Below are 26158 nucleotides of genomic sequence, written 5' to 3' on the forward strand. Positions count from 1 at the left end.
CTTGAAGCATTCCGGCGCCGCGCGATGTCTCGCCGATGTCCGAGCCCGAAGTCCTGTTCTGCCTGCACTTTCTGGGCGGAAGTGCCCGAAGCTGGGAGCGTCTCGCGCGCGCCCTCGACGGGACGCCGTTGACTTGCGTGCCCGTAGACTTGCCGGGCTTCGGCGATGCCGCCGGCACGCCGGGCTACTCCGTCGCCGCCATGGCCGATCACGTGGCCGAGGCCATCCGCGCGCGGGCTCCGGCGCGCTACGCGATTGCCGGCCACAGCATGGGGGCCAAGGTGGCGCTGGCGCTCGCGCGCCGGGCCGAGGATGGCGAGGCGGGGCTGGCGGGGCTCACCGACCTCGTCCTGGTCTCCGGTTCGCCGCCGAGCCCGGAGCCGATCCCGGAGGACCGGCGCGCCGACATGCTCGCTTGGATCGACGCGGATCCCGAGACCCGGCGCCGCGAGGCCGAGGCCTTCGTGCGCGCCAACGTGGGCGACGGCCTGGATCCCGAGAGCGAGGCGCGGGCGGTGGCCGACGTCCTGCGGGCCGAGCCGGCCGCCTGGAAAGCCTGGCTCGAGGAGGGCGCCAACGAGGATTGCTGCCGCCGGGTCGGCGTCCTGCGCACCCCGGCGCTGATCCTCGCGGGGTCCGAGGATGCCGATCTCGGGCCTGACGCGCAGCGGGCCCTCACGGCGCCCCACCTCGCGCACCATCGTCTCGTCACCGTGGACGGCGTCGGCCACCTCCTGCCGCTGGAGCGGCCCGCGGCCCTGGCCGACCACCTGCGCGCCCATCTCGGTGACCGGCCCCGGCCGCCCATCGAGGCCGGCCCGGCGGTGCCGCCGGACTACGCGGCGCTGATCGCCTCCGAGCGCGTGAACAGCCGCCTCCGTGAGGCGCTCGCGGAACGCGCCGCGCCGGGCGATCCCGCCTATCGGCCGGCGGCCCTCGACCCGGTGGAACTCGCGATCCTGCGGGCCGCCCTCGCCCGCGTCGTGCCGGTGCCGCACCTCGATCTGGCCGGCCGCCTCGACCGGCGGCTTTCCTCCGGCGACGGGGACGGCTGGCGCTTCTCGACCCTGCCGCCGGACGCGGAGGCCTACCGCGCCGCCCTTCGGACGCTCGACGCCGCCGCCCGCATAGCCCGCAACCGCCCGTTCGTGACCCTCGACGCGGCCGAGCAGGACGGGCTGCTCACCCTGTGCGCGCGCGCCGCGCTGAAGGTTCCGGAGAGCCTCGGCGGCCGCCTCGACGCCGACCGGATGCGGTTCTGGTTCGAGGATCTCCGCGCCGACGCGGTCCGCCTCTGGCTCGGCCACCCGGCGGCCCTGGCGCGGATCGGCTTCTCGGGCATCGGTGCCGGCGGCGACCGGCCGGGCGAGATCGCGGACGGCCTGCCGGGCTTCCACGCCGTCGGACTCGACGCGCCGGAACCCTGGGAGCCGCGGGCGCTGCGGACGGAGGCGGGACGATGAACCTCGCGGGGATGCGGACCTACCGCGCGGACGAGGCCGTCGACGCGGTCGTGGTGGGGACCGGTGCCGGCGGCGCGCCGCTCCTCGCGCGCCTCGCCGCGGCGGGGCTGAAGGTCGTGGCCCTGGAGGCCGGACCGAACTTCACCCCGGAGCGCTTCGCCTTCGACGAGACGCTGGCCGACGAGATCTACTGGACCGAGGAGCGGCTGAGCGGCGGCTCGACCCCGGAGGCCTTCGGGGCGAACAACAGCGGCACCGGCGTCGGCGGCTCGACACTGCACTGGGGCGCCTTCGTGCCGAGGGCCGACGCCCGCGACCTCCGACTGCACACGGAGAGCGGCGAAGGGGTCGACTGGCCGCTGACCTACGAGGACCTGCTCCCGTTCTATGAGCAGGTCGAGCGGTTCCTCGGCGTCTCGGGCGCGCAGAGCTACCCGTGGGACGCCGGCCGCCGCTATCCCCTGCCCCCGGTCCCGCGCAACGGGCCGGCGCAGATCATGGCGCGGGCCTGCGAGGCCCGCGGCATCCGGTGGGCGGACGCGCCCGCCGCCGTGGTCTCGCGGGACTTCCAGTCCGAGGACGGGCCCCGCCGCAACGCCTGCATCAATTGCGGCTACTGCCACCAGGGCTGCCGCACGGGCGCCAAGGCCAGCATGGACGTGACCTACCTGCCCTACGCGGTCGCCCACGGCGCCGAGATCCGGGCCGAGGCCTTCGTCCATGGCCTGGAGCGGGGCGCCGACGGCCGGATTACCGGCGTGGTCTACCGGCAGGACGGCGCGGAGCGGCGGCAGCGCTGCGGCGCCGTCTTCCTCTGCGCCGGGGCGGTCGAGACGCCGCGCCTGCTGCTCCATCTCGGCCTGGCCAATTCCAGCGGCCAGATCGGGCGCAACTACATGGGCCACGTGGCGACCCAGGTCTGGGGCACCTTCGACCACGAGGTGCGCATGAACCGGGGCTATCCGTCCTCGCTGATCACCGAGGACTTCATCCGCGCCGGTGCCGACTTCGCCGGCGGCTACCTGATCCAGAGCCTCGGCGTGGTGCCGTTGACCTTCGGCAACTCGGCGGCGCGGGGGCGCGGCCTGTGGGGGCAGCCGCTGCTCGACTACCTCGACCGCTACAACCACTTCGCCGGCATCGGCATCAACGGCGAGACGCTGCCCTGCGACGCCAACGTGCTGACCCTTGCCGACGAGACCGACGCGCACGGGATGCGCAAGGCCCATATCAGCTTCGGCTACAGCACCAACGAGAACCGCCTCAACGCGCACGCCACCAAGGTCATGCGCGATCTCTGGGAGGAGGCGGGGGCCGACGACGTCTGGGTGCTGGAGCGCGTCGCCCACACGCTCGGGACCTGCCGGATGGGCCGCGACGGGACGAGCGCCGTCGTCGACCCGCACGGCCGCAGCTTCGACATCGACAACCTGTGGATCTGCGACGGCTCGACCTTCCCGAGCTCGCTCGCGGCGAACCCGGCCCTGACCATCATGGCGCTCAGCCTGCGCAGCGCGGAGGCGTTCCTGACCGGCGGCTCCTGAGCCGGCTCAGCCCGCGGCGGCGCGCAGGTCCGCGAGCCCGCGCCGCTGGCGACCCGCCCCGTCGAAGTTCGACGGGTCCAGCCACGCCGCGAAGCCGGCGCGGGCTCGCGGCCACTCGGTATCGGTGATGGAGAACCACGCCGTGTCGCGGGAGCGGCCCTTCACCACCACGGCGTTGCGGAAGATGCCCTCGAAGGTGAAGCCGAGCCGCAGCGCCGCCGCCCGGGACGGGGCGTTGAGGCTGTCGCATTTCCACTCGTAGCGCCGGTAGCCGAGCTCGTCGAAGGCCCGGGCCATCATCAGCGCCATGGCCTCCGTGGCGGCGGGCGCCCGCTGCAGCCGGGGGCCGAAGTGGAGGTGGCCGACCTCGATCACGCCGTTGGCGGGATCGATCCGGAGATACGAGGCGATCCCGAGGGCGTCGCCGCTCTCGGGATCCAGGATCGCGTGGAACAGCGGGTCCTCGCTCGTCTGCTGCCGCGCGAGGCGCGCCCGGTAGGCCTCCGCGCTCTCCGGCATCTCGTCGCCGAGATAGGTCCAGCCGCGCGTGTCGGGGGCGGCCCTGTAGGTGGCGTAGAGTGCGTCCGCGTGCGCCGCGGCGTCGAGCGGTACGAGCCGGCAGAAGCGGCCCTCCAGGGGCGTGCGCGGCGGCCGCGGGCGCGGGCTCCAGTCCGGCAGCGCCGGGCCGACGGGCTGGCCGAAGCCGTTGAGGCGCGCGCTCACAGCCCGCTCCGCTCGGCGACCAGGCCGGCGAGACCCGCCTCGCCCTCGGCGCGCAGCCCCGCGATGACCCCGTGCCGGTCGGCCTCCGGCCTGTTCTGGCTCATCTTCCACTTCCCCTCGATCCGCATGATCGGAATCTCGATGCCGATGATGCCCCGAACCTGCGCGGCGACGAACGGCGCCGGCGCGTCCGCGACCGCCCACGGCTCGGCCCGGGACGCCTCGCGCAGGGCGGTGAGGTCGGCGATCTGGCGCCCGAGCCAGTCCGTATCCTCGATCATCCGCGGCCGGCCCCAGGCATGGACGGTGGCGTAGTTCCAGGTCGGGACCACCCGGCCGTGCTCGCGCTTGCTCGCGTACCAGCTCGGCGTGACGTAGCCCTGCGGCCCCTGGAACACGATCAGGCACTCCTCTGCCGCGGAGAGATCCTGACCCTGCGGGTTGGCGCGGGCGAGATGCGCCCGCAGCACCCCGTGGGGACCGTCGTCGTCCAGGAGGAACGGGATCGGATTGGCGGTCAGGCCACCCGCGCCGGCGGTCACCAGCAGGCCGAGGGGGTTGGCGCGGATCAGCGCGTGCTGCGCGGCGCGTGAATCGTCCCGGAAATGGGGCGGCTGGTACATGGGCCTGTCCTGCGGCGATCTTGCGGATCCGGGCTTGACCGTTCGGCGGTCCAGGCGAAAGGTCCAATTCTCGCACCGCGACTGGACCAGTTTGCCGCATGGCCCGGGCTCCCCTGCCCCTGACGCTCACCCTCGACACCGCGGCCGCGGCGCCGCTGCACGCGCAGCTCCGGGAGGGCCTGCGCGCGGCGATCCTCGAGCGCCGGCTGCCGCGCGGGGCCCGGCTCCCGGCCTCGCGGGTCCTGGCCGCCGACCTCGGCTGCGCGCGCGGGACCGTCGTCCTGGCGCTGGAGCAGCTGACCGCGGAGGGCTACCTGACGGCGCGGCCGGGCTCCGCGACGCGCGTCGCCGCGACCCTGCCGGACGACGCGCTGCCCGCGCCCGGCCCCCTCCGCCGCCCGGGTGACGAGCCGGCCCCGACCCTGTCCCGTCGGGGCACCCGCCTCGTGTCCGCTTCGAGTCGGCGCTACATGGCGGGTCCGGGCGTGCCCGACGCCTTCGCGCTGGGCCGGCCGGCGCAGGACGCTTTCCCCTTCGAGGTCTGGGGTCGCCTGCTCCAGGCCGAGTGGCGCCACGGCCCGACCGAGCGGCCGGACCCGCGCGGCTCGCCGGCCCTGCGCGGCGCCATCGCCGCCTACCTGGCGCAGGCGCGCGGCGTCGCCTGCGAGGCCGACGACGTCATCGTCACCGCGGGTATCCGACAGAGCCTGCGCCTGCTCGCCGAGCTGCTCCTCGATCCCGGCGAGACCGCCCTGGTGGAGGAGCCCGGCTTCCCGGGCATCGCGCAGGCCCTCGCCGGCGCCGGCCTGAACCCCATCCCCGTCCCGGTCGGACCCGGGGGCCTGTCGGTGGCCCTGGCCGCCGCGGGGGCGCCCGGCGCGCGGCTCGCGGTGGTGACGCCGGCCCACCATTACCCCCTCGGGCACGCCATGAGCCTGGAGAACCGCCTCGACCTGCTGGCCTGGGCCGAGGCGGTCTCGGGCTGGATCGTGGAGGACGATTACGACGGCGCCTACCGCTACGCCGGACGCCCGCTCGCGCCGTTGCGCGCCCTCGATCGCGGCGGCCGGGTGATCTACGTCGGCAGCTTCTCGAAGCTGCTGCTGCCCGCCCTCGGCCTGAGCTACCTCGTGCTGCCCCGCGGCCTCGTCGCGCCGGTCAATCAGGCGCTGGCCGAGACGGGCCCCGCCCCGTCCGGGATCGGCCAGTGGGCGCTGGCGCGCTTCATCGAGGACGGCCACCTCGCCGGCCATCTGCGCCGGACCCGCCGCCTCTACGCCCTGCGCCAGGAGGCGCTGATCGAGGCCGCGCGCCGCCACGCCGGGGACGTCGCGGCGATCGCCGCGATGGAGGGTGGGATGCACGTTATCGCCCGGCCGGGGCCGGCTTGGCGCCCGGCCCTCACCGACGTGGCCGCCGCGGCGGCGCTCGGCCGCGCGGGGATCTCGGCGGTCGCGCTCTCGGCCTACCACGCCGGCCCGGCGGAGCCGGGCCTGCTCCTCGGCTACGCCGCCGTGCCCGAGCGGGCGATCGAGCCGGCGGTGCGGCGCATGGCGGAAGTCCTGCGGGCGGCGGTCAGTGGAGGATCGCGCCCGTCTCCATGAACCGGTTCAGCCGCTCGATCAGCGGCGCGACCATCACCCGCTCGTACTGCGGCAGCAATCCACGCCGCGCGTGGGCCACGTTGGCCTCGGCCTGCTCGCGGGCGAGGCGGTGCCAGCGCGCCCGGTCGTCCCGGCACGCGGCCCAGGCGCGCTCGATCGACCGGAACACGAGCGGCAGCCGCTCGGCCGGGTCGGACACGAGGTCGTAGTGGTGGTCAATCAGGCCGCCGAAGGTCTCGAAGCCCAGCTCGGACAGCCGCGCGACGGCGCGCGGCGCGCCCACCGTCACGAAGGGCAGGCCCGTCGCCGCTGCCTTGATCGCCTTCTCGGTGATCCGCTCGACGCCCGGCTCGAAGAAGTCGGTCTCCGAGATGACGGTCAGGTCGCACGCCGCGTAGGCCTGGGTGTCGAGGGTCATGACCATGTCGGTGCCCTGATCGGCATCGATCCGCCGCGCCCGGCGCGGGATCCAGCTGCCGACATCGGCGAGCAGCGGCCCGAAGGCCGCCTCGATCTCCGGCGGCGCGTGGAAGACGTTGATGCCGCCCGCCTTCGGGTTGTCCTCGCCGATGCCGTGGAAGGAGATCAGCCCGTCGCGGTCCAGCCCGCTGAGCTGGAACCAGCGGTAGAGCAGCACCCGGTGCCAGCGCAGGGCCGCGTTCTGGCAGAGGAACCGGGCCGGGCCGGCGGCGCGGGCGAAGGGCGCGTAGCCGGTGCGGTCGAGGGGGTGCTGTGGGAAGAGCCGCGGACCCTCGGCGTCGTCCAGCCAGAGGGCGACCTGGAGCGGGAAGAACTCGAAGGTCCAGAACCGCAGGCCCTCGCCGTAGAGGCGCTCGTAGTCGAGCCGCAGCAGCCGGTTCTGCGTGACCAGGATCACCCGCTCGCGCGGGATCCCGCGGTCTTCGAGGTTCCGGTGCAGCGCTTCGAAGGTCGGCGCGTGCAGGCCCGGCCCCTCGTTCGAGAGGTCGAGGAGCAGCGCGGCGCGCCCGGCGCGGAGGTTCTCGGCGTCCCCCGGTTCGAGGAGGTCGAGGCGCCCGTTCGCCTCCGGGAAGCCCAGGCGCACGAAATCGAGGACCGGCAGGCAGAGGACGTGGTTCGCCGGGCCGGGTTGGGCGGTGACGGTGACCCGCTTGCCCAGCCAGCCGAGGGCCGCCGGCAGGAAGTGCCCGGCCTCGCCCCGCGGGACGAGCAGGATCTCGGACGGGACTGGCCCGGATAGGACTGGCCCGGATAGGACTTGGCTCATCGTGACGCCCGCGCGGCCGGTTCGGACGCGGTCCGCCGCCGCGGGACCGCGCCGAGCCGGATAAAGCCTCGGCGCGGGTGCGTCGAGGTCAGGCCGGGACCGGCTCGGCGGCGCGCACCGGGGTCGGGCCGGCCCGGTAGGCCGCCGAGGCCTCCTCGGTCCGCCAGCAGGCGACGCGGTGGCCGGGGGCGATCTCGACGACCGGCGGCATCTCCCGGCGGCAGCTTTCCTCGGCCAGGAAGCAGCGCGGCGCGAACGGGCAGCCCGGCGGGCGGTTGGCGAGGTCGGGCGGGCTGCCCGGAATGGTCTGGAGCCGGGAGCCCTTGGCGAGCGCCCCCTCCGCGCGGCTGCGCAGCAGGCCGATCGTGTAGGGGTGGTGCGGGTTCAGGACCACCTGATGCGCCGTGCCGGTCTCGACGATCTTGCCCGCGTACATCACGGCGATCCGGTCGGCGACCTCGACCGCCGCGCCGAGATCGTGGGTGACGATCACGATCGACAGGCCGAGGTCGCGCTGCAGCTCGCGGAGCAGCAGCAGGACCTGGATCTGCACCGTGGCGTCGAGCGCCGTGGTCGGCTCGTCGGCGAGCAGGACTTGCGGCCGGCAGGCCAGCGCCAGCGCGATCATGGCCCGCTGGCGCATGCCCCCCGACATCTCGTGCGGGTAGTTGTCGAGCCGCCGCTCCGGGCTCGGGATCCGCACCCGCTCGAACAGGGCGAGCGCCCGCTTCCGCGCCGCGTCCTTGGAGATCGTCTCGTGGCGCAGGATCGCCTCGGTGATCTGCCGGCCGACCGTGTAGACCGGGTCGAAGGCGAGCAGCGGCTCCTGGAAGATCATCGAGACGTCGCCGCCGCGGAAATCGGCGAGCTGGCGCCGGGTCAGCGCCTGCACGTCCTTGCCGGCGGCCCGGATGCCGCCCTCGATCCGGCTGCGCCCCTCCGGGAACAGCCGCAGGATCGCCCGCAGGGTCACGCTCTTGCCGGAGCCGGATTCGCCGATGAGCGCCAGCGCCTGCCCGCGCTCCAGGCTCAGGTCGACGCCGTCGACGACCTGCACCTTGCCGAAGGCGACGCGCAGGTTCTCCAGGGCGACCGCGGGTTCTGAACCGGACATCGGGGTGCTCATGCTGCCAGCGCGCCCGCAAGCGCCGCGGAGTGGCCGGAACCCGGCTGGCGGGCGAGGCAGGCGACGCGGTGCAGCGGCCGGATCGTGTCGAGGGGCGGCTCCGTCCGGCCGCAGACGTCCTCCGCCAGGGCGCAGCGCGGGTGGAAGCGACAGCCCGACGGCGGGTCGATCGGGTTCGGCGGGTCGCCCGCGAGCAGCGCCGCCTGAGTGCGGTTGTCGGGATCGAGCGACGGCATCGAGGCGAGCAGCGCCTCGGTGTAGGGGTGCGCCGGCGCGTCGAGCACCGTGTCGGACGGGCCGATCTCGGAGACCCGGCCGAGATACATCACCATCACCCGGTCGGAGATGAAGCGCACGACGTTCAGGTCGTGGCTGATGAAGATGTAGGTCAGGCCGAACTCGGCCTTGAGGTCGAGGAGAAGGTTCAGGACCTGCGCCTCGACCGACTTGTCGAGCGCCGAGACCGCCTCGTCGAGGAGCACCAGCCGCGGCTCCAGGGCGAGCGAGCGGGCGATGTTCACCCGCTGGCGCTGGCCGCCGGAGATCTCGTGCGGGTAGCGGCCGGCGAAGCGCTTCGGCTCCAGCCCGACCCGGGCGAGCAGCCCGCGGGCGCGCTCCACCGCCTCGCGGGCGGGCACGCCGTTGACCTTCGGGCCGAAGGCGATCGACTGCTCGACGGTCATGCGCGGGTTGAGGGACGCGTAGCTGTCCTGGAACACCATCTGGGCCTGGCGGCGGTAGGACCGCCAGGGCATGGCGCGCTCGCCGACCGGCTGGCCGTCGTACAGCATCGTGCCGGCATCGCGCTCGATCAGGCCCATGAGCAGCTTGGCGGTCGTCGACTTCCCGCAGCCGGACTCACCGACGATGCCGAGCGTCTCGCCCTTCAGGACGTCGAAATCGACGCCGTCGACCGCGCGGACGACCTGCTTCTTGCCCCCGGCCTTGCGGACCGGGAAGTGCTTGACGAGGCCCGAGACCGACAGGAGCGGCTGGGCGGGTCCGCCGCGGTCGCGGGCGAACGGGTCGGGGGCGTCCGGGATGACGCTCACTGGCGAATCTCCATGGCGGACCGGAGGCCGTCCGAGAACAGGTTGAAGGCGATCGAGACGACGAAGATGCAGACGCCCGGGAGGGCGGCCACGACCGGGTTCACGTAGATCGCCGTGCGCAGGGTGTTGAGCATCAGGCCCCATTCGGGCTCGGGCGGGCGCACGCCGAGGCCGAGGAACGACAGGCCGGAGGCTAGGATCATCGAGACCGAGATCAGGCTGGTCGCGTAGACGAAGATCGGCCCGACGACGTTGCCGAGCACCTGCACGCGCATGATCGTCAGGGCCGAGGCGCCTGACAGCTTGGCGGCGTCGATGTAGTCGCGCTTGCGGATGCCCGTGGTGACGCTCTCGGCGACGCGGGCGATCTGGGGCACGAACACGCAGGTCAGCGACACGATCGAGTTGAAGATGCCGGCGCCGAGTGCCCCGGACAGCGCGATCGCCAGCAGCACCGACGGGAAGGCGAAGAAGACGTCGATGGTGCGCATCAGGATCGTGTTGGTCCAGCCGCCGACGTAGCCGGCGAGGATCCCGATCGCGGAGCCGATCACGAAGGCGATCAGCACCGGCGTGACGCCGATGAACAGCGACAGCCGCGAGCCCAGCATCAGCCGGCTGATCATGTCGCGGCCGAGCTCGTCGGATCCGAGCCAGTAGGTGGCGTCGCCGACGTGCCTGAGGCGGCGCAGCATGGAGCCCTTGTAGGGGTCCATCGGGGTGATCCAGGGCGAGAGGATCGCGATCAGCACGACGATCAGGATCACGGCGCCCGCGCCCATGGCGACGGGGTCGCGCACGAGCCGGTGGCCGACATGGCCCCAGAAGCCCCGCGACGGGGCGAAGGCGGCCTCGGGCCCGTGGGTCACGTCCTCGGCGGCGAGGACGCCGCCGTCGAGGGCCACGGAGGCCGCGGTGACGGGAACGGTCATCGTCGGGCTCCGGCTCAAGCGCGCTCGATGCGCGGGTCGAGGGCGGTCTGCATCACGTCCACCAGCAGGTTGAGGAGCACGAAGAACATCGCCAGCACGAGGATCGAGCCCTGGAGCAGGGGCAGGTCGCGCTGGAAGATCGCGGCGTTGAGAAGGAAGCCGGTGCCCGGCCACGCGAACACGGTCTCGACCAGGATCGAGCCGCCGAGCAGGTAGCCGAGCTGCAGGCCCATGATGGCGAGCGCGGTCGGGGCGGCGTTGCGCACGACGTGGCGGAACACGCCGCGCTCGTCCATGCCCTTGGCGCGCAGGGCCTCGACGAAGTCCTGGGACAGGATGTCGGCCACCAGCGCCCGGACCGTGCGGGCGATGATGCCCATCGGGATCACCGACATCGTGATGGCCGGCAGGATCAGGTAGCGCAGGTGCTCGAAGTCGGGCCGCCAGTTGCCGGAGCCGTCGGGCCCGGCCCCGGTGGGCGGCAGCCAGCCGAGATTGGCCGAGAACACGATCACCAGGACCATGCCGAGCCAGTAGTGCGGCACGCTCACGCCGAAGACCGACACGGCCGAGGCGGCCCGGTCGGCCAGGGAGTTGCGGTGATAGCCCGCCACGAAGCCGAACAGGGTGCCGAAGGTGAAGCCGATCACGGTCGCCACCGAGGCCAGGATCAGCGAGTTCACCACGGCGCGGCTGACCTCGCCGAGCACCGGCCGGCCGGTGGCGATCGAGGTTCCGAGATCGCCGTGCAGCACGTGCCACAGCCAGATCAGGTACTGGACCGGCAGCGGCTTATCGAAGCCGTAGGCGGCCCGCATCTCGTCGATGGTGGCCTGGGTGGCGTCGGCGGGCAGGACCGCGCTCAGGGGATCGCCCGGCGCGAGGTGGACGAGGAGGAAGCAGACGACGCTGACCCCGAACGCCACGGGCGTCACGTAGACCAGACGTTTGAGGATGTAGAGCAGCATTCAAGGGCCTGTTGTCTACTCAGCCGAGACTATTCCCCTCCCCTTGTGGGGAGGGGTCAGGGGTGGGGGTGGTTCAGGAGGCACCGCAACGCCCTATCCTGCACCACCCCCACCTCCGGCTCCTCCCCACAAGGGGGAGGAGAGAGGCGCCCCGTTACGCTACCGCCCCGCGGTCGCCATCGTAATCTTCGAGAAGTCCTGGAACCAGTTCTGCGCCTGGACGAAGCCCTTCACCTTGGGGCTCATCGCGCGCGGATTGACGTCGTGCGTGATCATGATGAACAGCGCGTCGTCGACGTACTTCTCGTGGACCTTCTCCAGGACTTTCGTCTGCTCGGCCTTGTCGAAGGTGTTGCGGACCTGATCGAACAGCTTGTCCATCGCCGGATCGCAGTAATAGCCCCAGTTCGTGCCGTTCGGCGGGGCGAAGTTGCACTGCAGGTGGCGGATGAAGCCGGTGAAGGGGTCCTGGATGAAGTACGAGTAGTTGATCGCCGAGACGCCGCGGGAGATGTCGGCCTTGGCCCCGGCCCGCCAGATGTTGATCAGCGTGTTCCACTCCACGACCTCGTAATCGACCTGGATGCCCACGTCGGCGAGGTTCTGCTGGACGAACTCGTTCATCGGCAGCGGCTGCATCTGGCCCGAGCCCGAGGCCGAGATCGCGACCTTGAGCTTCAGGGGCTTGGCCGCGCTGTAGCCCGCCTCGGCCAGCAGCTTCTTGGCGGCCTCCGGGTCGTACTTGATGTCGAAGGTCGGGTGGCCGAACCACTGGTGGCCGGGCGGCATGAAGCCCTTGGCGGGGATCGCGAGGCCGCCGAGCAGCTCCTTCAGGCCCTCGCGGTCGATGGCGAGGTTCGCGGCCTTGCGGACGCGGATGTCGTTCCAGGGCGAGCCCTCGACCCGCGACAGGTGCCACGTCCAGTTATGCGGGTAGGCGTTGGTGACGATGGTGAAGCCGGCGCTCTTCAGCGAGGCCACGGAATCCGGCGCGGGCGCCTCGATCCAGTCCACCTGTCCGGAGCGGAGGGCGGCGGTCCGGGCGTTGGCCTCCGGCAGCGGGATCAGCACGAGCTTGTCGAGCTTCGGCACGCGGTCCTTGTCCCAGTACTCTTTGAACGGGACCATCTCGGCCCGCTCGCGCGGGGCGAACAGGGTCAGCTTCCACGGGCCGGTGCCCGAGGGCTGCTTGGCGAAGGCGTCCCAGGACTTGCCGAGCTTCTCCCACTGGGCCGGCGACGACATCATGATCCAGGCGATCTGGTAGGGCAGCGTCGCGTCGGGGGCCTTGGTGGTGATCTCGACGGTCAGCGGGTCGACCACCCGGTAGCTCGCGACCGCCGGGATGCGGGTCTTGCCCTGCGCGGACTGGCGCGGGTCGTATTGCGGCGCGTCGGCCTTCAGGAGCTTGTCGAGGTTCCAGACCACCGCGTCGGCGGTGAAGTCCGAGCCGTCGTGGAATTTCACGCCCGGCCGGAGCTTGAAGGTCCACTTGGTCTTGTCGGTGGCGTCGACGCCCCAGCTGGTGGCGAGCCCCGGCACGAGGTCGGAGGCCAGCTCGGCGCTCGACAGGTCCCAGTTGATGAGGCCGTCATAGACCGTGTAGCCCATGAACCGCATGCCCTCGCCGCCGTTGTCGGTCTGGCCGGTGGTCAGCGGGATGTCGGAGGCGGTCATGCCGATCCGCAGCGTCCCCTGCGCGAGGGCAGCGGTGCTCGCGGAGAGCGCCAGGGCACCGGCCAGCGCCGCACGGGCGCCGAGTTTTCTCAGACGGGACAGCATCTTGGGTCGGGTACTCGCGTTGGTCCGCGCCAGACGGCGCGGAATACGCTCGACCGTATGCAAGCCCGCGGCCACACGCCCCCGCCGGGGCGCGGGCCGCTCCGCGGCTAGTCCGCATCGATCAGGCTCACGTGGGCTGCGACCACCCGCCAGCCCTCCGGGAAGCGCGCCCAGGTCTGGCTCTGGCGACCGATCTTCCCCGGTGCGCTGGCGCGCGTGAACAGCGTCATCGCGGTGGCGAAGTCGCGCCCGTAGGTGGTGATCTGCGTCCGCGCCAGGGTCCGCTCCAGGCCCACCGGGGAGCGGGCCCGGCGGAAGGCGCGGATCGCGTCCATGCCGTAGAGGTTCTCGCCGATCCCGTAGCGGATGGTCAGCGGATCGTCCCGGAACAGCGCCTCCAGGGTCGGGACGTCGTTGGTGGTGAGCGCCGTCTCGTAGGCCCGGAACGCGGCCTCGACCTCGGCCTTCACGGCGGGATCGTCGATGATCATCGGGCAAGCTCCGCGATGGGCGCCGTGCTGACGCCGGTCCGTTCGAGATAGCGCGCCGCGCGCAGGACGAGATCCTCGCGCCAGGGCGCGGCGATGATCTGGACGCCGAGCGGCAGACCGGCGTCGAGCCGGACCGGCGCCGCCACGACCGGGAGGCCGATGAAGCTGACCGGCTGCGTGAACACGCCGATATTGGCGCGCACCGGCAGCGTCACGCCGTCGAGGACGAAGTGGGTCTGGCCGCCCCTCGGCGCGCGGCAGGGCGTGGCCGGGGCCAGGATCACGTCGACGGTCTCGAACAGCTCCAGTACCCGCGCCCGGTACCAGCGGCGGAACCGCTGCGCCCGCTCCACGTGGGGCGCCGGGATCATCGCCCCGGCGATCAGCCGGTCGCGCACCGCCGGGTCGAAATCCTGCGGCCGGGTGCGGAGACGGTCGAGGTGGAGCGTGGCGCCCTCCGCGGCGGTGATCAGGTAGGCGGCCGCGCGAGCGCGGTGGGCCTCCGGCAGCTCGACGGTGCGCCGCGCGCCGAGCGCCTCGGCGGCGCGCGCCACCGCCGCGAAGGCTTCCGGATCGCCGTTGCGGGCGAAATGGCCGCCGGCCACCGCGACGCGCAGGCCGTCGATCCCCGCCTCGAGCCGCGGCAGGACCGGTTCCGCCGGGCGGAGCGTCGCCACCGGATCGTCCGGATCGGGGCCCTGCATGGCGTCGTAGGCGAGCGCGAGGTCGGTCACGCTCCGGGCCATCGGCCCGAGGTGGTCGAGGCTGCCTACGAAGGGGAAGCTCCCCGCGCGGGTCAGCCGGCCGTAGGTCGGCTTGAGGCCGTAGCAGCCGCAGAACGCGGCGGGGACGCGGATCGAGCCGTTCGTGTCCGAGCCCAGCGTGAGCGGCACCATCCTGGCGGCGATGGCCGCGCCCGAGCCGCCCGACGAGCCGCCGGTCATGTGATCCAGGGCGTGCGGGTTGTGGGCGTCGCCGTCGTGGATGTTCTCGCCGGTGAAGTCGTAGGCGTACTCGCCCATGTTGAGGGCGCCGACGAGGATCGCCCCCGCGGCCTCCAGGCGTCGGACCAGGGCGCCGTCCCGCTCCGCCGGCGGCCGCTCCCGGTTGATCTTCGATCCGGCGCGGGTCGGCAGGCCGTCGATGTCGATCAGGTTCTTCACCGCGAACGGCACGCCGGCCAGCGGGCCCGGCGACGCCCCCTCGCGGCGCGCCGCGTCCTGCGCGTCGGCCCGGGCCAGGGCACGGGCGGACAGCACGTCGGTGAAGGCGCCGACCCGGTCGTCGAGGCGCCCGATCCGGTCGAGCGCCGCCGTGACGGCCTGCCGCGCGGTGGTCCGGCCATCGGCGATCGCTGCCGCGATCGCCGTTGCCGTCGAGGGATCGCTCGCGCTCACGCTTCGAACCTCGGGGCCGCGTCGATCTCGTCGGCGAGCGGGAAAGCCTCCACCAGCTCGGCCGCCGCGGCCAGGACGCGCAGATTCGCGGTCACCGGGGCGATCCACGCGGGGTCGAGGGTGAGGCCGAGGAGGGCCGCCGCGGCCGCGGCGTAGCTCTCGGGATCGTACGGGGGGCGGGTCTCGGACATGGAACTCCTCAGGCCGTTCGCGCGGGACGCGATCGATCGCGGCAAGCAGGCCCTGTGCCGCGAGCCCGCGCGCAGTGCCGCGAACCGGCGCGCCCGCGTGCCTAGATCATAGGCAGGCAGGGACGTGCTGGCGATGGATTCGATGCGCTCCGATCCGCGTGCACAAGAATTAGGCGGCGGTGGGAGGGCCGTTTCTGGGCACGCCCGCGCGCCGGAGCGGAATCGCGACCCCTCGCGGGATCGAAGGTCCGGCAACGAATACGCTGTCGATTTTGCAGGTCTGCTTTGTGATGGAAGTATAGGTCCGTCCAGCGGACAGCTGCGCGACGGGCGCCGGGCGAACACGAATCTTGTCTTCGCCCGGCGCGCGACCCATCTAGGACTGGCAGGCAAGTCCAGGGGATGGATGCGCGCCCACCTGTCGAGCACCGAAGCCCTTGCCGGCTGCCGGCCTGAGGTATTTCCGCACCGCGGCTCGAAACTCTTACAGAGTGGGCCGGGATTGTCGCTGGACCGGCCGCCTGCGCAGGTCTCGCCGATTGCATCTCGCGTGAAGCTCTGATTAAGGGCTCTGCGATCTTCGAACAATGGTCCGACCCGAGCGTTCAGACGCAGGCCGAACGCTCGGGTCGGACCATCGGTACAGCCGGTGGATCGGTGCGGTTCCGGGGCGCGGGGATGGCGTCGGAACCTGCAGACTCCGTACGTGCCCGGCCCCGCCGGATGTCCCCGCGACACGCGAGACGTACCCAACTGAGAAAGGTCAGATGAGCGCATTCGACTACAGGAATTTCGACGACCGTCGCCAGAACTCGCAGAACGCGAAGGCCGCCCTGCTGGCCAAGTTCAAGGCGCGCCCCCCGTCCGACGACCCCGAGGTGATCGCCAAGGCGAAGGCCCGCGCCGAGGTTGCCAAGGCCCGCGAGGAGCGCTCCCGCGAGCGCGAGGCCGCCCGGATCGCCGCCGAGCGGAAGGCCGCCGAGGAGAAGCGTCAGCGGGAGGAGGCGGAACTCGCCGCCCAGATCGCCCGCGAGGCCGCCGAGCTGGCCGCCGCGCAGGAGCGCAAGTCGGCCGACCTGGCCGCCAAGAAGGCCCAGCGCGACGCGCGCTACGCGGCCCGCAAGGCGAAGGTCAAGACCAAGCGCTGAGCGCAGGCCGTCGGCTCACCCGAGCTTCGGACGCCCACGACGCCCGCCCCCAAGGCGGGCGTCGTCGCGTTCGGGGGAGCGTGTCCGCACGCGGCAACCAACGCGCGCGGCAACGCGTTGAGGGCGGCCGAACCGCGACGCGCCCGTCCGGCGCGGGCAGCCGAGGCCGCGATGCTTTCCCGATCCCGACAGGTTCTCCCCGCGGTCCTCGTCCTCGCCGCCCTGTCCGCCGCCGTCGCGCCCCGGACGGCCCGCGCGCAGGGGGAGGACTCGGTGATGGCCTGCGAGACGCTGATCGCCGCCCGGCGGATCGACGCGTCCTCGGGCAGCGGTGGCCCCGTCCCCACGGAGGCCGGCTGTCGGCGGATCCCGCGCAGCGCGATCGGCACCGTGGAGCAGCGGGCCCTGATCGGCGGGGCGCCCTACGAGTGCCTGACCGTCGCGGGCGGGGGGGCGTGCCGTTGGATCGTGCCCTGACGCGAAGGCTGTCGATTATTGCCGGAGCCCGCACTCTGACCAAGCTTCACGGGTGATCGAGACGCTCTATCTGTGTCTCGAGCGAGTGAGGTCCGAACGTCAGTATGCCGAGTACCCTGGCAAGCACGCGCGTATCGATCGTGGCAGCGACCTGGATCGTCTCGGCCCTGGCCGGCGGGGCCGCCCGGGCGGAGCCGCCGATCCGGAGCCCGGAGGACGCGGCCTGCCGCAACGACGCCCGCGCGAAGGTGTTCTCGGCGCCCAACCCGCAGGGTCTCGAACTCGAGGAGATCGGGCGCCGGATCTACTTCGCCTGCATGGACCGCGTCGCGAAGGCGGCCGCACCGGCGGCGAAGCGGGGTGGCCGGCGCCATCGGCACCGGCGGCATTGACCCGCGACGCGGGGGTCAGGCGTCGAGCGGCGCGCCGATCCGGGCGCGGAGCCGCAGCCGCAGGGCCTCGTTACCGCCTTCGGCATCGAGGGCGGCCATCAGGCGGAGCAGCTGGCTGAGCGGGGTCGACCGGCTCTCGACCGCGTCGGCGATCTGCTCCGGCAGCGACTTGGCGACCGGTACGAAGCGCGGTGCCGGGCCGGCCTGGTGAGTCTGGGGCATGCGAGGCGCTCGTCCTTCGAAGGAGTCCAGATTGGCGGGCGGGTCGCTACGCCTTTCGATCGACGGGCACCAGTCCTTTTCGCGTGAATACGTAGCCGGCATCGCTCCGCGTCACCGCGCTGCAACAGCGTGGCGGGAATGTGTGGACGACGCCGGACCCGCCGCGGAATCCGCTTGCCGGGCCGGCGCTCAGCCGCCCGCCAGCGGCGACTCCGCGAATCGGTCGAGCAGATTCTCGGGGTCCCGGTAGATCGCCGCGCAGCCGGCCGCCCTCAGGTCCGCCTCCGGAAAGCCGCCGCAGAGGAGGCCGACGGTGCGCAGGGCCGCCTTCGCGGCGGCTTCGGCGTCGTAGGGGGTGTCGCCGACGACGATGATCGCGTCGGGCGGGACGCCGTCGAGCTTCGCCAGGGCGGCCTCGAAGATGTCGGGGTGCGGCTTGGACCGGTCCGCGTCGTCCGAGCTCGTGGCGACGTCGACGAGGTCGCCGATCTCCAGGATCTCGGTGTAGTGCTCGACCTCGGAGCGCTTGCCCGACGAGGCGAGCGCGATCTTCAGCCCGGCGGAGCGGATGTGCTCGAACAGCGGCCGGACACCCGGGAACGGCCGGACCTCGGACAGGTAGCGCCGTTTGAACAGGTCGGAGCGGTAGGCCTCGATGGTCTCGCCCTCCCGCGCGATCCGCTCCTCCGACAGGAAGACCGGCATCAGCTCGTCGCCGCCCTTGCCGATCTGCCGGCGGACTTCGGCGAAGCCGGTTTCCACGCCGAAATGCGCGAAGGCCTCCACCCAGGCGCGGGCATGCAGGTCGACGCTGTCGAGCAGCGTCCCGTCGATGTCGAAGATCACCGCGCGCATCGCAGCCCCGTCGCGGAGCCCTGCGCCCGCATCAGGCCGGACAACCTGCCGGCGCCCGGCCTGTTCCGCGCCGGGCCCACGAACGACGGAAGCCCGCCCCTGCGCGAGGGGCGGGCTCCGGGAAAGGCCGGGGTGGCGCCGCGGCGCCGACCCTTCAGTGCATCGAGGCCGGGGTCCGGGCAGGCTTCGCCTTGGCGGCGAGGCCGGCGGTCACCGCGGCCTTGGAGGCGCGGGCGGGCTTCGGGGCCGCCGGCTTCGCGGCGGCCTTCACGGCCGCGGGCTTGGCAGCGGCGGTCTTCGACGCGGCGGGCTTGGCAGCGGCGGGCTTGGCAATGGCGGTCTTGGTGGCAGCGGTCTTGGCGACCGGCTTGGCGACCGGCTTGGCGGCGGTCTTCACCGGCGCGGCCTTCGCGGCGGCCTCGACGAGCTTGGCGGCCTCGACCGTCTCGGACGCGGCGGCCGCGAGCATCGCGTTCGCGCGCAGCTCGGACTCGGCGCGGATCCAGTGGGCCGCAGCGTGCCCGTGAATCCGGCCCTCGTTCTCCCAGATGTAGTAGGCGCACTCGCGCACGTGGTGCTCGCTGATCAGCATGCGGTCGATCTCCTGTCCGTCCCGGGGACGACGATGGGAGAGCCGGGTTAAGCGTCGGTTAACCCTGCCGCCGGCGACCGGTCGCGGTGCGCGCGCGCTTCGGGCCGCCCTACTGGGCGATCCCCAGCACCCGCCGCGCCTCGGTCAGCAGCACGGCGTGCCGGGCCGCGCCAGGACCCTGATCCGGCGCCTCGCGGCCGGCCCGGGCGATCAGGTCCTGGAAGCGCCGCCGGTCGAGGGCGCGGTGCCCGATGCTGGCGAGGACCGCGCCCAGGACGGTCCGGACCGCCTCGGTGCGCTCGTCGGCCATCGCGGCGGCTTCGGACGCGGCCGCGTTCGCCTGCGCGTCCACCTGCGTCTCGGCCCGCGCGGTCGTGGCCGCCTCCGCGCGGGTCTGCGCCTCCGCGAGCGCCGCGGCGAGGCGCTGCCCCTCCTGCCAGGCCTGGTCGTGCTGATGCGTGCGCAGCGCGAGCAGCACCTTGAGCGAGGCCGCTTCCGCGCGCGCCGCGTCCAGCTTGGCTTGGGCCTCGCGCAGATCCTTCAGCAAGTCCTGCGCGAGGGTCTGGTCCGCGGTCATGTCCACTGCCGGCTCCTCTGGCGTTCGACGGCGTTCGTCCTGTCGCGCCGTCGGCCGAATGTCCACTCTCGCGCGCCGGCGGGACCGGACGACAGGTTGAGAAAATCCGATCGCCGGTCCACATGGGAGGCGGCGCCTCGCGGCGCCTGTCCCGGCCGGCCTTGAACCGGCGCAGCGGAGTATCGCCACCATGTTCATCCAGACCGAAGCCACGCCGAACCCGGCCACCCTGAAGTTCCTGCCCGGCCGCGTCGTGCTGGCGGAATCGACCTTCGAGGCGCGGGACGCCGAGGCCGCCGCCCGCTCGCCCCTGGCCGCGGCGCTGTTCACCGTCCCGGGCGTGGCGGGCGTCTATTTCGGCCACGATTTCATCTCGGTGACCAAGGCCGAGGACGGCTCGGACTGGGCGCAGGTCAAGCCGGCGGTGCTCGGCGCGATCATGGAGCACTTTCAGTCCGGCGCGCCCGTGATGGCCGAGGGCGGCCACGGCGAGATCGAGCCGGGCGACGAGTTCTACGACGAGGCGGACCACGACACCGTCGTGACCATCAAGGACCTGCTCGAGACCCGGGTGCGCCCGGCGGTGGCGGGCGACGGCGGCGACATCACCTTCCGCGGCTACAAGGAGGGCGTGGTCTATCTGGAGATGAAGGGGGCCTGCTCGGGCTGCCCGTCCTCCACGGCGACCCTGCGGCACGGCGTGCAGAACCTGTTCCGGCACTTCCTGCCGGAGATCCGCGAGGTCCAGGCGATCTGAGGATTCGCGCCCGCGCCGCGGTGCGGGCGGCACGCCGGAGGGCCGGAACGGCCCTCGGCTGCCCCCCGGCTCCCGCCTTCGCGGCGGAGCCGGGGGCCGGTGCGCCGGACCCGTCCGAGGCCGCGGGCGCGCACCGGCGCAAGCCGGCAACACTCCACCGGTGATCCGCCCGGTGCGGGCGCCCCGCCGCTGACGAGGCGTCGGTTTTGCTCTAACGCTGGAGGCTCTTCGCGCCCGTCGCGGCGCAGGGAGGCAACCGTCGGCGCGGACCGGCCTGTGGGAGTGAGCGTGCGTATCCTGGCCATCGACACAGCGCTGGACACCTGCGCCGCCTGCGTCATGGCGGAGGAGTCCGAGGCGCCCCTCGCCGCCGAGTCGCTGCCCATGGCGCGCGGCCACGCGGAATCCCTGCTGCCGCTGATCGAGCGGGTGATCGCTCGGGTCGAGGGCGGATTTGAGGCGATCGACCGGGTCGCCGTGACGGTCGGGCCCGGCAGCTACACCGGGCTGCGGGTCGGCCTGTCGGCGGCCCGCGCCATCGGCCTCTCGACCGGCAAGCCCGTCGTCGGCGTCGGCACCCTCTCGGCGCTCCTCGCGCCGCTCCTGGCCGACACCGTCGCGGGCACGATCGCCGCGGTGATCGACGCCCGCCACGGCGCTGTCTACGTGCAGGCCCTCGGGCCGGGCGACGGCCTCGCGCCCGCGCATCTCGCCGTCGAGGCGGCGGCCGAGCAGCTGGGCGACGGCCCGGTGGTGCTGACCGGCTCCGGCGCGCCGATGCTGGCCGCCGCGCTCGCCGCACGCGGCGTCGCGGCGCGCGTCGCCCATGTCGGCGGTCCCGATATCGCGGCGGTGGCCTCCCTCGGCCTCGTCGCCGACCCGGCGCAGGCCCTGGCGCGGCCCCTCTACCTGCGGGGGCCGGATGCCCGGCCGCAGGACCACGCGCGGATCGCACGGCGATGACGCGCCCGCTGCCCTTCTGGCCCTTCGACTGGTGGTTCGCGTGGTGGGACGCGCTGACCCCGGAGCCCTACGTCGCGCCGCTCCGCGACGCCGCGCAGGCCCCTGCCCTCGCCCGCCTCCACGCGACCGCCTTCGCGCGGCCCTGGGACGCGCACGAGTTCGAGCGGATGCTCTGCGAGCGCTCGACCCACGCGCACGCCCTCTGGCGCGCGGGCGTCCTCCAGGGCTTCGTGCTCTCGCGCCGGGCCGCCGACGAGGCCGAGATCCTGACGGTCGTGCTGTCCCCGGCTCTGCGCGGCGGCGGCCACAGCCGCACGCTGCTCCGCGAGCACCTGGCGAGCCTCGCCCTCGACGGCGTCGCCCGGGTGCATCTGGAGGTCGACGAGGGCAACGCTCCCGCGCTGCGGCTCTACGCCCGGCACGGCTTCCGGCAGGTCGGTTCGCGCACCGGCTACTATCTCAAGGCCGACGGCAGCCGGGCGACCGCGCTGACGATGAGCGCCGACCTGTGACGCCGTGAGCCGCCTCGGCATCGCCTGGCGCGTCGCGGCCCTCGCCCTCGCCTTCGCTGTGCTGGGACCGCCCCACTGGATCGCCCTGCGCCTCCTCGGCCGCCGCGCGACCCTGGCGCCGATCCTGTTCCACCGCGTCTTCCTGTGGCTGTTCGGGGTGCGGGTCACGCAGAGCGGGACGCCCCCGGCCCCCGGCGAGGCGGCTCTGGTGCTCGCCAACCACGTCTCGTGGCTCGACATCATCGCGGTGGGCTCGCTGCGGCCGCTCTCCTTCGTGGCGAAGTCCGAGATCGCCGGCTGGCCGCTGATCGGCGTCCTCGCGGGGCTCCAGCGGACGATCTACATCGACCGGCAGCGCCGCGGCGCGACCGCGAGCGTCAGCACCGCCATGGGCCACCGCCTGGCCGAGGGGGAGCTGGTCGTCCTGTTCGCGGAGGGGACCACCGGCGACGGGACCCGGCTCCTGCCGTTCCGCTCCTCCCTCGTCGGCGCCGCCCGCGCGGCGCTGCAGGCCGAGGCCGGGCGCGGACGGGTGCGCCTCCAGCCGCTCGCCATCGCCTATCCACGGCGCAACGGCCTGCCGGTCACGCGCGCCGAGCGCGCGGAGATCGCGTGGTACGGCGACATGGAGCTGGTGCCGCACCTCGCGACCTTCGTGCAGGGCGGCCCCATCGACGTGCACGTGGTCTGGGGCGCGCCGATCCCCTTCGAGGCGACCACCGACCGGAAGGTCGCCACCGCGGCCGCCGAAGCCGAGGTGCGCGCGGCCCTGCGGGGCGCCGGCACGGGCGCCGGCACCGCCCCGGCACCCGACACGCGGCCGGCCGCCCCGGGGATCGGTCTCCAGGGGCCGGAGATCGCGCCGGTCTGAACCCTCGGCGCTGCGCCGGACGCTGCTCCCGCGTCGGGATCCGGAGCCGGCGCGCCCGCGACCCCGGCACCGTGGGAGGCGCGCGCGGCCTGCTTTTCCACGCCTAAGCTCCTGGACGCGAACGGAATCCTGTCTCAGATCCAGATTTTACGCCTGGTCCGGACGGGTCTGATCCTTTCGAGACCAGCTCGTCGCTGTTCGACCGGGCGGATCCGCCGATCCGCGCGAGAGTAAGCCGGTGGAATCACCGTCAGAATACATGATTCAACGCATTGAGCGGCCGGAACACGTCTGCTAGCTAGGCCGCAATCCGGAACAGACGGAAATTATTGGAGGACGCCCGGTGCAAACCTGGAACCAGGTTTACGACCCGTTCGGGAGCCCGTGGCTCTCGACGCTCGCCGCTTCAGTGCCGGTCATCGCACTGCTCGCCATGATCGCCAGCGGGCGCGTGAAGGCCCATATCGCGGCGGTCATCGCCCTCGGCCTCGCCATGCTGGTGGCCATCGTCGGCTTCGGCATGCCGACCGATCTCGCCACCCGCGCCGCCATCCTCGGGATGGTCACGGGCTTCTTCCCGATCGGCTGGATCATCCTCAACGTCATCTTCCTCTACCGGCTCACGGTGGAGAAGGGCTGGTTCGCGATCCTGCAACAGTCGGTGGCGGGCATCACCGCGGACCGACGCCTCCAGCTGCTCCTGGTGGCCTTCGCGTTCGGCGCCTTCTTCGAGGGCGCGGGCGGCTTCGGCACGCCGGTCGCCGTCACGGGCGCGATCCTGATCGGCCTCGGCTTCTCGCCGCTCGCCGCGTCCGGCCTGTCGCTGATCGCCAACACCGCGCCGGTGGCCTTCGGGGCGCTCGGCGCGCCGATCCAGGGCCTCGCCTCGGTCACCGGCTACCCGCCCGAGATCCTCGGCGCGATGATCGGCCGGCAGCTGCCGCTGTTCTCGCTGATCGTGCCGTTCTGGCTGATCTGGGTGTTCGCGGGGTTCCGCGGCATGATCCGGGTGTGGCCGCCGATCCTGGTCTGCGGCGCCTCCTTCGCGGTCGCGCAGTTCCTGATCTCGAACTACGTCAACCCGTGGATCGTCGATATCGGCGCCTCGCTCGCCTCGATGCTCGCGCTCGTGCTGTTCCTGAAGGTCTGGCAGCCCAAGGAGATCTGGTCGTCGCCGGCTCTGCGCGGCCACGATCCGTCGCTCGCCGTCGCCGGTCCGCGGCCCGTGGCGCTCGGCGCCGGCGTGCCCGGCACGCCCCCGGTCCATACCGGCGCCCGCACCGCCTCGCAGGGCGAGATCCTGATGGCCTGGGTGCCGTGGATCATCCTGTCGATCGTCGTGGCCATCTGGGGGACCGGCTGGTTCAAGGGCATCGTCAACCCGCTCTTCACCTGGAAATACGAGGTGCCGGGCCTGCACAACGTGATCATGAAGGTGCCGCCGGTGGTGGCCAAGCCGGTGCCGGAGGGCGCGGTCTTCCTGTTCACCTACATGTCGTACACCGGCACCGGCGTGCTGATCGCGGCGATCATCTCCGGCCTGATCATGCGGTTCTCGCCGCTACGCCTCGTCACCGCCTACTTCGAGACCATCTGGGCCCTGCGCTACTCGCTCATCACCATCGCGGCGATGCTCGCGCTCGGCGTCCTCACCCGCTACGCGGGCGTCGACGCCACGCTCGGGCTGGCCTTCGCGGGCACCGGCATCCTCTACCCGTTCTTCGGGACGCTGCTAGGCTGGCTGGGCGTGGCGCTCACGGGTTCGGACACGGCCTCGAACGTGCTGTTCGGCGGCCTCCAGAGGATTACCTCCGAGCAGCTCGGCCTCTCGGGCGTGCTGATGGCGGCGGCGAACTCGTCGGGCGGCGTGATGGGCAAGATGGTCGACGCCCAGTCGATCGTCGTCGCCTCCACGGCCACCGGCTATTTCGGCCAGGAAGGCAAGATCCTGCGCTTCGTGTTCTGGCACTCGATCGCGCTGGCCTGCCTCGTCGGGCTGTTCGTGATGCTGCAGGCCTACGTGCCGTTCTTCCAGCAGATGGTCATCGACCTGCCCGCGGCGGCGCCGGCCGCCCACTGAGGCCGGTTCGACCGGCCAGCCTCTGACCGGCCGCCCGCGGGCGGCCGGTCGCGTTTCGGGCGCCGCGACGGCCCCCGCGATCCGTGCTACAGGCCGCGTGCCGGGCCCCGCGGGGCGGGTGCAAGGATCATCGGACGGTTCGGGACGGCGCGCGTTGAAGAAGGCTTTCGTCAAATCCTACGGTTGCCAGATGAACGCCTACGACGCGGCCCGCATGGCCGACGTCCTCGGCGCCGAGGGCTACACGGCGACCGACACGGTCGAGGACGCGGACGTCGTCGTCCTCAACACCTGCCACATCCGCGAGAAGGCCGCCGAGAAGGTCTATTCCGAACTCGGCCGCCTGCGCGTGCTCAAGGGTGAGCGGAAGGCGCAGGGCCTCGACACGCGCATCGTGGTCGCGGGCTGCGTCGCCCAGGCCGAGGGCGCCGAGATCCAGGCGCGCCAGCCCGCCGTCGACGTGGTCGTCGGCCCGCAGAGCTATCACCGGCTGCCGGACCTGCTGGCGCGCTCCCGCGAGCGCCGCGTCGTCGACACCGAGTTCCCGGTCGAGGACAAGTTCGACCACCTGCCCCGCCGGCGGACGCTGGGTTCGTCGGCCTTCCTCACCGTTCAGGAGGGCTGCGACAAGTTCTGCGCCTTCTGCGTGGTGCCCTACACGCGGGGCGCGGAGGTCTCGCGCTCCGTGGCGGCGGTGCTCGCCGAGGCCGAGAAGCTCGCCGACGGGGGCGTCCGCGAGATCACGCTGATCGGCCAGAACGTCAACGCCTATCACGGCGACGGCCCCGACGGCGCGCCCGCGGGCCTCGCCGACCTGGTGCGCGCGGTGGCGAAGATCCCCGGCATCGCGCGGATCCGCTACACGACGAGCCACCCGAACGACTTCGACGACGCCCTGATCCGGGCGCACGCCGAGGTGCCGGCCCTGATGCCCTACCTGCACCTCCCGGTGCAGTCGGGCTCCGACCGGATCCTCGCCGCGATGAACCGCAAGCACACCGGCGACCAGTACCGCCGGCTGATGGACCGGATCCGCGCGGCGCGGCCCGACATCGCCCTGTCCTCCGACTTCATCGTCGGCTTCCCCGGCGAGACCGACGCGGACTTCGCCGAGACCCTGCGGCTCGTGCGCGACGTCGGCTTCGAGAGCGCCTTCTCGTTCAAGTACAGCCCGCGCCCCGGCACGCCGGCCGCCGACCGCACCGATCAGGTGCCGGAGGCCGTGATGGCGGCCCGGCTCGCCGAGCTGCAGGCGCTCCTCGACGGCCAGCGCCACGCCTATCAGCGGGCGGCCGTCGGCCGGGTCTTCGACGTTCTGGTCGAGAAGCCCGGGCGGCACCCCGGTCAGGTCGCGGGCAAGACGCCGCACCTGCTGGCCGTCCAGTTCGACGCCGCGCCTCACCATATCGGACAGGTCGTGCCCGTGCGGATCACCGAGGCAGGGTCCAACAGCTTGTTCGGGGAACTCGTCTCCGCGGCTGCGGCGGCGTGAGGAGCGGAGCGGTCGGGATGATGGCGAGGATGGCGGCTTGAGCGCGTCGGACGGTGCGGGCGCGCGCGGCGCGCTCAA

27 protein-coding genes are annotated in these 26158 nt (G+C 72.8%); 12 read left to right on the forward strand and 15 right to left on the reverse strand.

What is annotated here, in order from left to right:
- The first annotated feature begins 35 nt into the window (after window positions 1-35).
- Together BMY19_RS15205 and BMY19_RS15210 are read left to right on the forward strand one after the other, a co-directional pair.
- On the forward strand, window positions 36-1463 hold the full coding sequence (locus BMY19_RS15205) for an alpha/beta hydrolase (protein WP_100252175.1): 1428 nt from the start codon (window positions 36-38) through the stop codon (window positions 1461-1463).
- Window positions 1460-3007, forward strand: a complete 1548-nt coding sequence (locus tag BMY19_RS15210; protein WP_100252176.1) for a GMC family oxidoreductase — start codon at window positions 1460-1462, stop codon at window positions 3005-3007. The genes BMY19_RS15205 and BMY19_RS15210 overlap by 4 nt, the downstream gene beginning before the upstream one ends.
- Before the next feature lie 6 nt (window positions 3008-3013).
- On the opposite strand, the gene BMY19_RS15215 is transcribed toward BMY19_RS15210, so the two are convergent.
- The gene (locus BMY19_RS15215; RefSeq protein ID WP_100252177.1) at window positions 3014-3730 is read right to left on the reverse strand and encodes a GNAT family N-acetyltransferase; all 717 of its coding nucleotides are present in this window, start codon (window positions 3728-3730) and stop codon (window positions 3014-3016) included.
- The gene (locus BMY19_RS15220) at window positions 3727-4353 is read right to left on the reverse strand and encodes an FMN-binding negative transcriptional regulator (protein ID WP_100252178.1); all 627 of its coding nucleotides are present in this window, start codon (window positions 4351-4353) and stop codon (window positions 3727-3729) included. The genes BMY19_RS15215 and BMY19_RS15220 overlap by 4 nt, the downstream gene beginning before the upstream one ends.
- A gap of 98 nt (window positions 4354-4451) precedes the next feature.
- Between BMY19_RS15220 and BMY19_RS15225 the strand changes: the two genes are divergently transcribed.
- Window positions 4452-5957 carry a MocR-like pyridoxine biosynthesis transcription factor PdxR gene (locus BMY19_RS15225; RefSeq protein WP_100252179.1) on the forward strand — a complete coding sequence of 502 codons (1506 nt, stop codon included), beginning with the start codon at window positions 4452-4454 and terminating at the stop codon, window positions 5955-5957.
- Here the strand turns inward: BMY19_RS15225 and BMY19_RS15230 are convergent.
- The 9 genes from BMY19_RS15230 to BMY19_RS15275 all read right to left on the reverse strand — a co-directional run bounded on the left by BMY19_RS15230 (window position 5929) and on the right by BMY19_RS15275 (window position 15142).
- Window positions 5929-7203 carry a hypothetical protein gene (locus BMY19_RS15230; RefSeq protein WP_100252180.1) on the reverse strand — a complete coding sequence of 425 codons (1275 nt, stop codon included), beginning with the start codon at window positions 7201-7203 and terminating at the stop codon, window positions 5929-5931. The genes BMY19_RS15225 and BMY19_RS15230 overlap by 29 nt on opposite strands.
- Window positions 7204-7291: 88 nt before the next feature.
- Entirely contained in the window at window positions 7292-8317 is a 1026-nt protein-coding gene (locus tag BMY19_RS15235; RefSeq protein WP_091679999.1) for an ABC transporter ATP-binding protein, read from the reverse strand.
- A gap of 8 nt (window positions 8318-8325) precedes the next feature.
- Window positions 8326-9381: an ABC transporter ATP-binding protein gene (locus BMY19_RS15240; protein ID WP_100252181.1), complete on the reverse strand. Its 1056-nt coding sequence runs from the start codon at window positions 9379-9381 to the stop codon at window positions 8326-8328.
- A complete protein-coding gene (locus tag BMY19_RS15245) occupies window positions 9378-10313 on the reverse strand; it encodes an ABC transporter permease (RefSeq protein ID WP_091680005.1) in 936 nt (311 codons plus the stop codon). Before BMY19_RS15245 ends, BMY19_RS15240 begins: the two co-directional genes overlap by 4 nt.
- Window positions 10314-10327: 14 nt before the next feature.
- Entirely contained in the window at window positions 10328-11281 is a 954-nt protein-coding gene (locus BMY19_RS15250; RefSeq protein WP_056522601.1) for an ABC transporter permease, read from the reverse strand.
- 159 nt (window positions 11282-11440) lie between these two features.
- Complete coding sequence (locus BMY19_RS15260; RefSeq protein ID WP_091680008.1) at window positions 11441-13063, reverse strand: ABC transporter substrate-binding protein; 1623 nt, start codon at window positions 13061-13063, stop codon at window positions 11441-11443.
- Between the two features lie 107 nt (window positions 13064-13170).
- Window positions 13171-13554: an oxalurate catabolism protein HpxZ gene (gene hpxZ, locus BMY19_RS15265; RefSeq protein WP_091680011.1), complete on the reverse strand. Its 384-nt coding sequence runs from the start codon at window positions 13552-13554 to the stop codon at window positions 13171-13173.
- The gene (locus BMY19_RS15270) at window positions 13551-14951 is read right to left on the reverse strand and encodes an AtzE family amidohydrolase (RefSeq protein WP_100252182.1); all 1401 of its coding nucleotides are present in this window, start codon (window positions 14949-14951) and stop codon (window positions 13551-13553) included. The genes hpxZ and BMY19_RS15270 overlap by 4 nt, the downstream gene beginning before the upstream one ends.
- Window positions 14948-15142 carry a DUF4089 domain-containing protein gene (locus BMY19_RS15275; RefSeq protein WP_020093454.1) on the reverse strand — a complete coding sequence of 65 codons (195 nt, stop codon included), beginning with the start codon at window positions 15140-15142 and terminating at the stop codon, window positions 14948-14950. Before BMY19_RS15275 ends, BMY19_RS15270 begins: the two co-directional genes overlap by 4 nt.
- A 767-nt stretch (window positions 15143-15909) precedes the next feature.
- On the opposite strand from BMY19_RS15275, the gene BMY19_RS15280 reads away from it, so the two are divergent.
- From BMY19_RS15280 to BMY19_RS15290, 3 genes are all read left to right on the forward strand, one after another.
- A complete protein-coding gene (locus BMY19_RS15280; protein WP_020093455.1) occupies window positions 15910-16290 on the forward strand; it encodes a DUF6481 family protein in 381 nt (126 codons plus the stop codon).
- Window positions 16291-16461: 171 nt separating this feature from the next.
- On the forward strand, window positions 16462-16767 hold the full coding sequence (locus BMY19_RS15285; RefSeq protein WP_100252183.1) for a hypothetical protein: 306 nt from the start codon (window positions 16462-16464) through the stop codon (window positions 16765-16767).
- A gap of 104 nt (window positions 16768-16871) precedes the next feature.
- The gene (locus BMY19_RS15290; protein ID WP_100252184.1) at window positions 16872-17159 is read left to right on the forward strand and encodes a hypothetical protein; all 288 of its coding nucleotides are present in this window, start codon (window positions 16872-16874) and stop codon (window positions 17157-17159) included.
- 15 nt (window positions 17160-17174) lie between these two features.
- Here the strand turns inward: BMY19_RS15290 and BMY19_RS15295 are convergent, their stop codons facing one another.
- The 4 genes from BMY19_RS15295 to BMY19_RS15310 form a co-directional block, all read right to left on the reverse strand.
- Window positions 17175-17381 (reverse strand): hypothetical protein, encoded by a 207-nt coding sequence (locus BMY19_RS15295; RefSeq protein WP_091680024.1) that lies wholly within the window; start codon window positions 17379-17381, stop codon window positions 17175-17177.
- A 189-nt stretch (window positions 17382-17570) separates the two neighbouring features.
- Complete coding sequence (locus BMY19_RS15300; protein WP_100252185.1) at window positions 17571-18236, reverse strand: HAD family hydrolase; 666 nt, start codon at window positions 18234-18236, stop codon at window positions 17571-17573.
- A gap of 154 nt (window positions 18237-18390) precedes the next feature.
- Window positions 18391-18828, reverse strand: a complete 438-nt coding sequence (locus tag BMY19_RS15305) for a DUF2934 domain-containing protein (protein WP_100252186.1) — start codon at window positions 18826-18828, stop codon at window positions 18391-18393.
- 109 nt (window positions 18829-18937) lie between these two features.
- The gene (locus BMY19_RS15310; RefSeq protein ID WP_091680183.1) at window positions 18938-19405 is read right to left on the reverse strand and encodes an atp-dependent helicase; all 468 of its coding nucleotides are present in this window, start codon (window positions 19403-19405) and stop codon (window positions 18938-18940) included.
- A 190-nt stretch (window positions 19406-19595) separates the two neighbouring features.
- On the opposite strand from BMY19_RS15310, the gene BMY19_RS15315 reads away from it, so the two are divergent.
- From BMY19_RS15315 to miaB, 6 genes are all read left to right on the forward strand, one after another.
- Window positions 19596-20162 carry a NifU family protein gene (locus BMY19_RS15315; RefSeq protein ID WP_020093462.1) on the forward strand — a complete coding sequence of 189 codons (567 nt, stop codon included), beginning with the start codon at window positions 19596-19598 and terminating at the stop codon, window positions 20160-20162.
- Between the two features lie 288 nt (window positions 20163-20450).
- Window positions 20451-21125 (forward strand): tRNA (adenosine(37)-N6)-threonylcarbamoyltransferase complex dimerization subunit type 1 TsaB, encoded by a 675-nt coding sequence (gene tsaB, locus BMY19_RS15320; protein ID WP_026604975.1) that lies wholly within the window; start codon window positions 20451-20453, stop codon window positions 21123-21125.
- Window positions 21122-21637: a GNAT family N-acetyltransferase gene (locus BMY19_RS15325; protein WP_100252187.1), complete on the forward strand. Its 516-nt coding sequence runs from the start codon at window positions 21122-21124 to the stop codon at window positions 21635-21637. The genes tsaB and BMY19_RS15325 overlap by 4 nt, the downstream gene beginning before the upstream one ends.
- 4 nt (window positions 21638-21641) lie before the next feature.
- Window positions 21642-22508, forward strand: a complete 867-nt coding sequence (locus BMY19_RS15330) for a lysophospholipid acyltransferase family protein (RefSeq protein WP_020093464.1) — start codon at window positions 21642-21644, stop codon at window positions 22506-22508.
- Window positions 22509-22851: 343 nt separating this feature from the next.
- On the forward strand, window positions 22852-24588 hold the full coding sequence (locus BMY19_RS15335) for an L-lactate permease (protein ID WP_056522564.1): 1737 nt from the start codon (window positions 22852-22854) through the stop codon (window positions 24586-24588).
- Between the two features lie 154 nt (window positions 24589-24742).
- Window positions 24743-26080 carry a tRNA (N6-isopentenyl adenosine(37)-C2)-methylthiotransferase MiaB gene (gene miaB / locus BMY19_RS15340; RefSeq protein WP_020093466.1) on the forward strand — a complete coding sequence of 446 codons (1338 nt, stop codon included), beginning with the start codon at window positions 24743-24745 and terminating at the stop codon, window positions 26078-26080.
- Window positions 26081-26158: the final 78 nt, after the last annotated feature.

Source organism: Methylobacterium sp. UNC300MFChir4.1 (assembly GCF_900110155.1).
GTDB lineage: Bacteria > Pseudomonadota > Alphaproteobacteria > Rhizobiales > Beijerinckiaceae > Methylobacterium.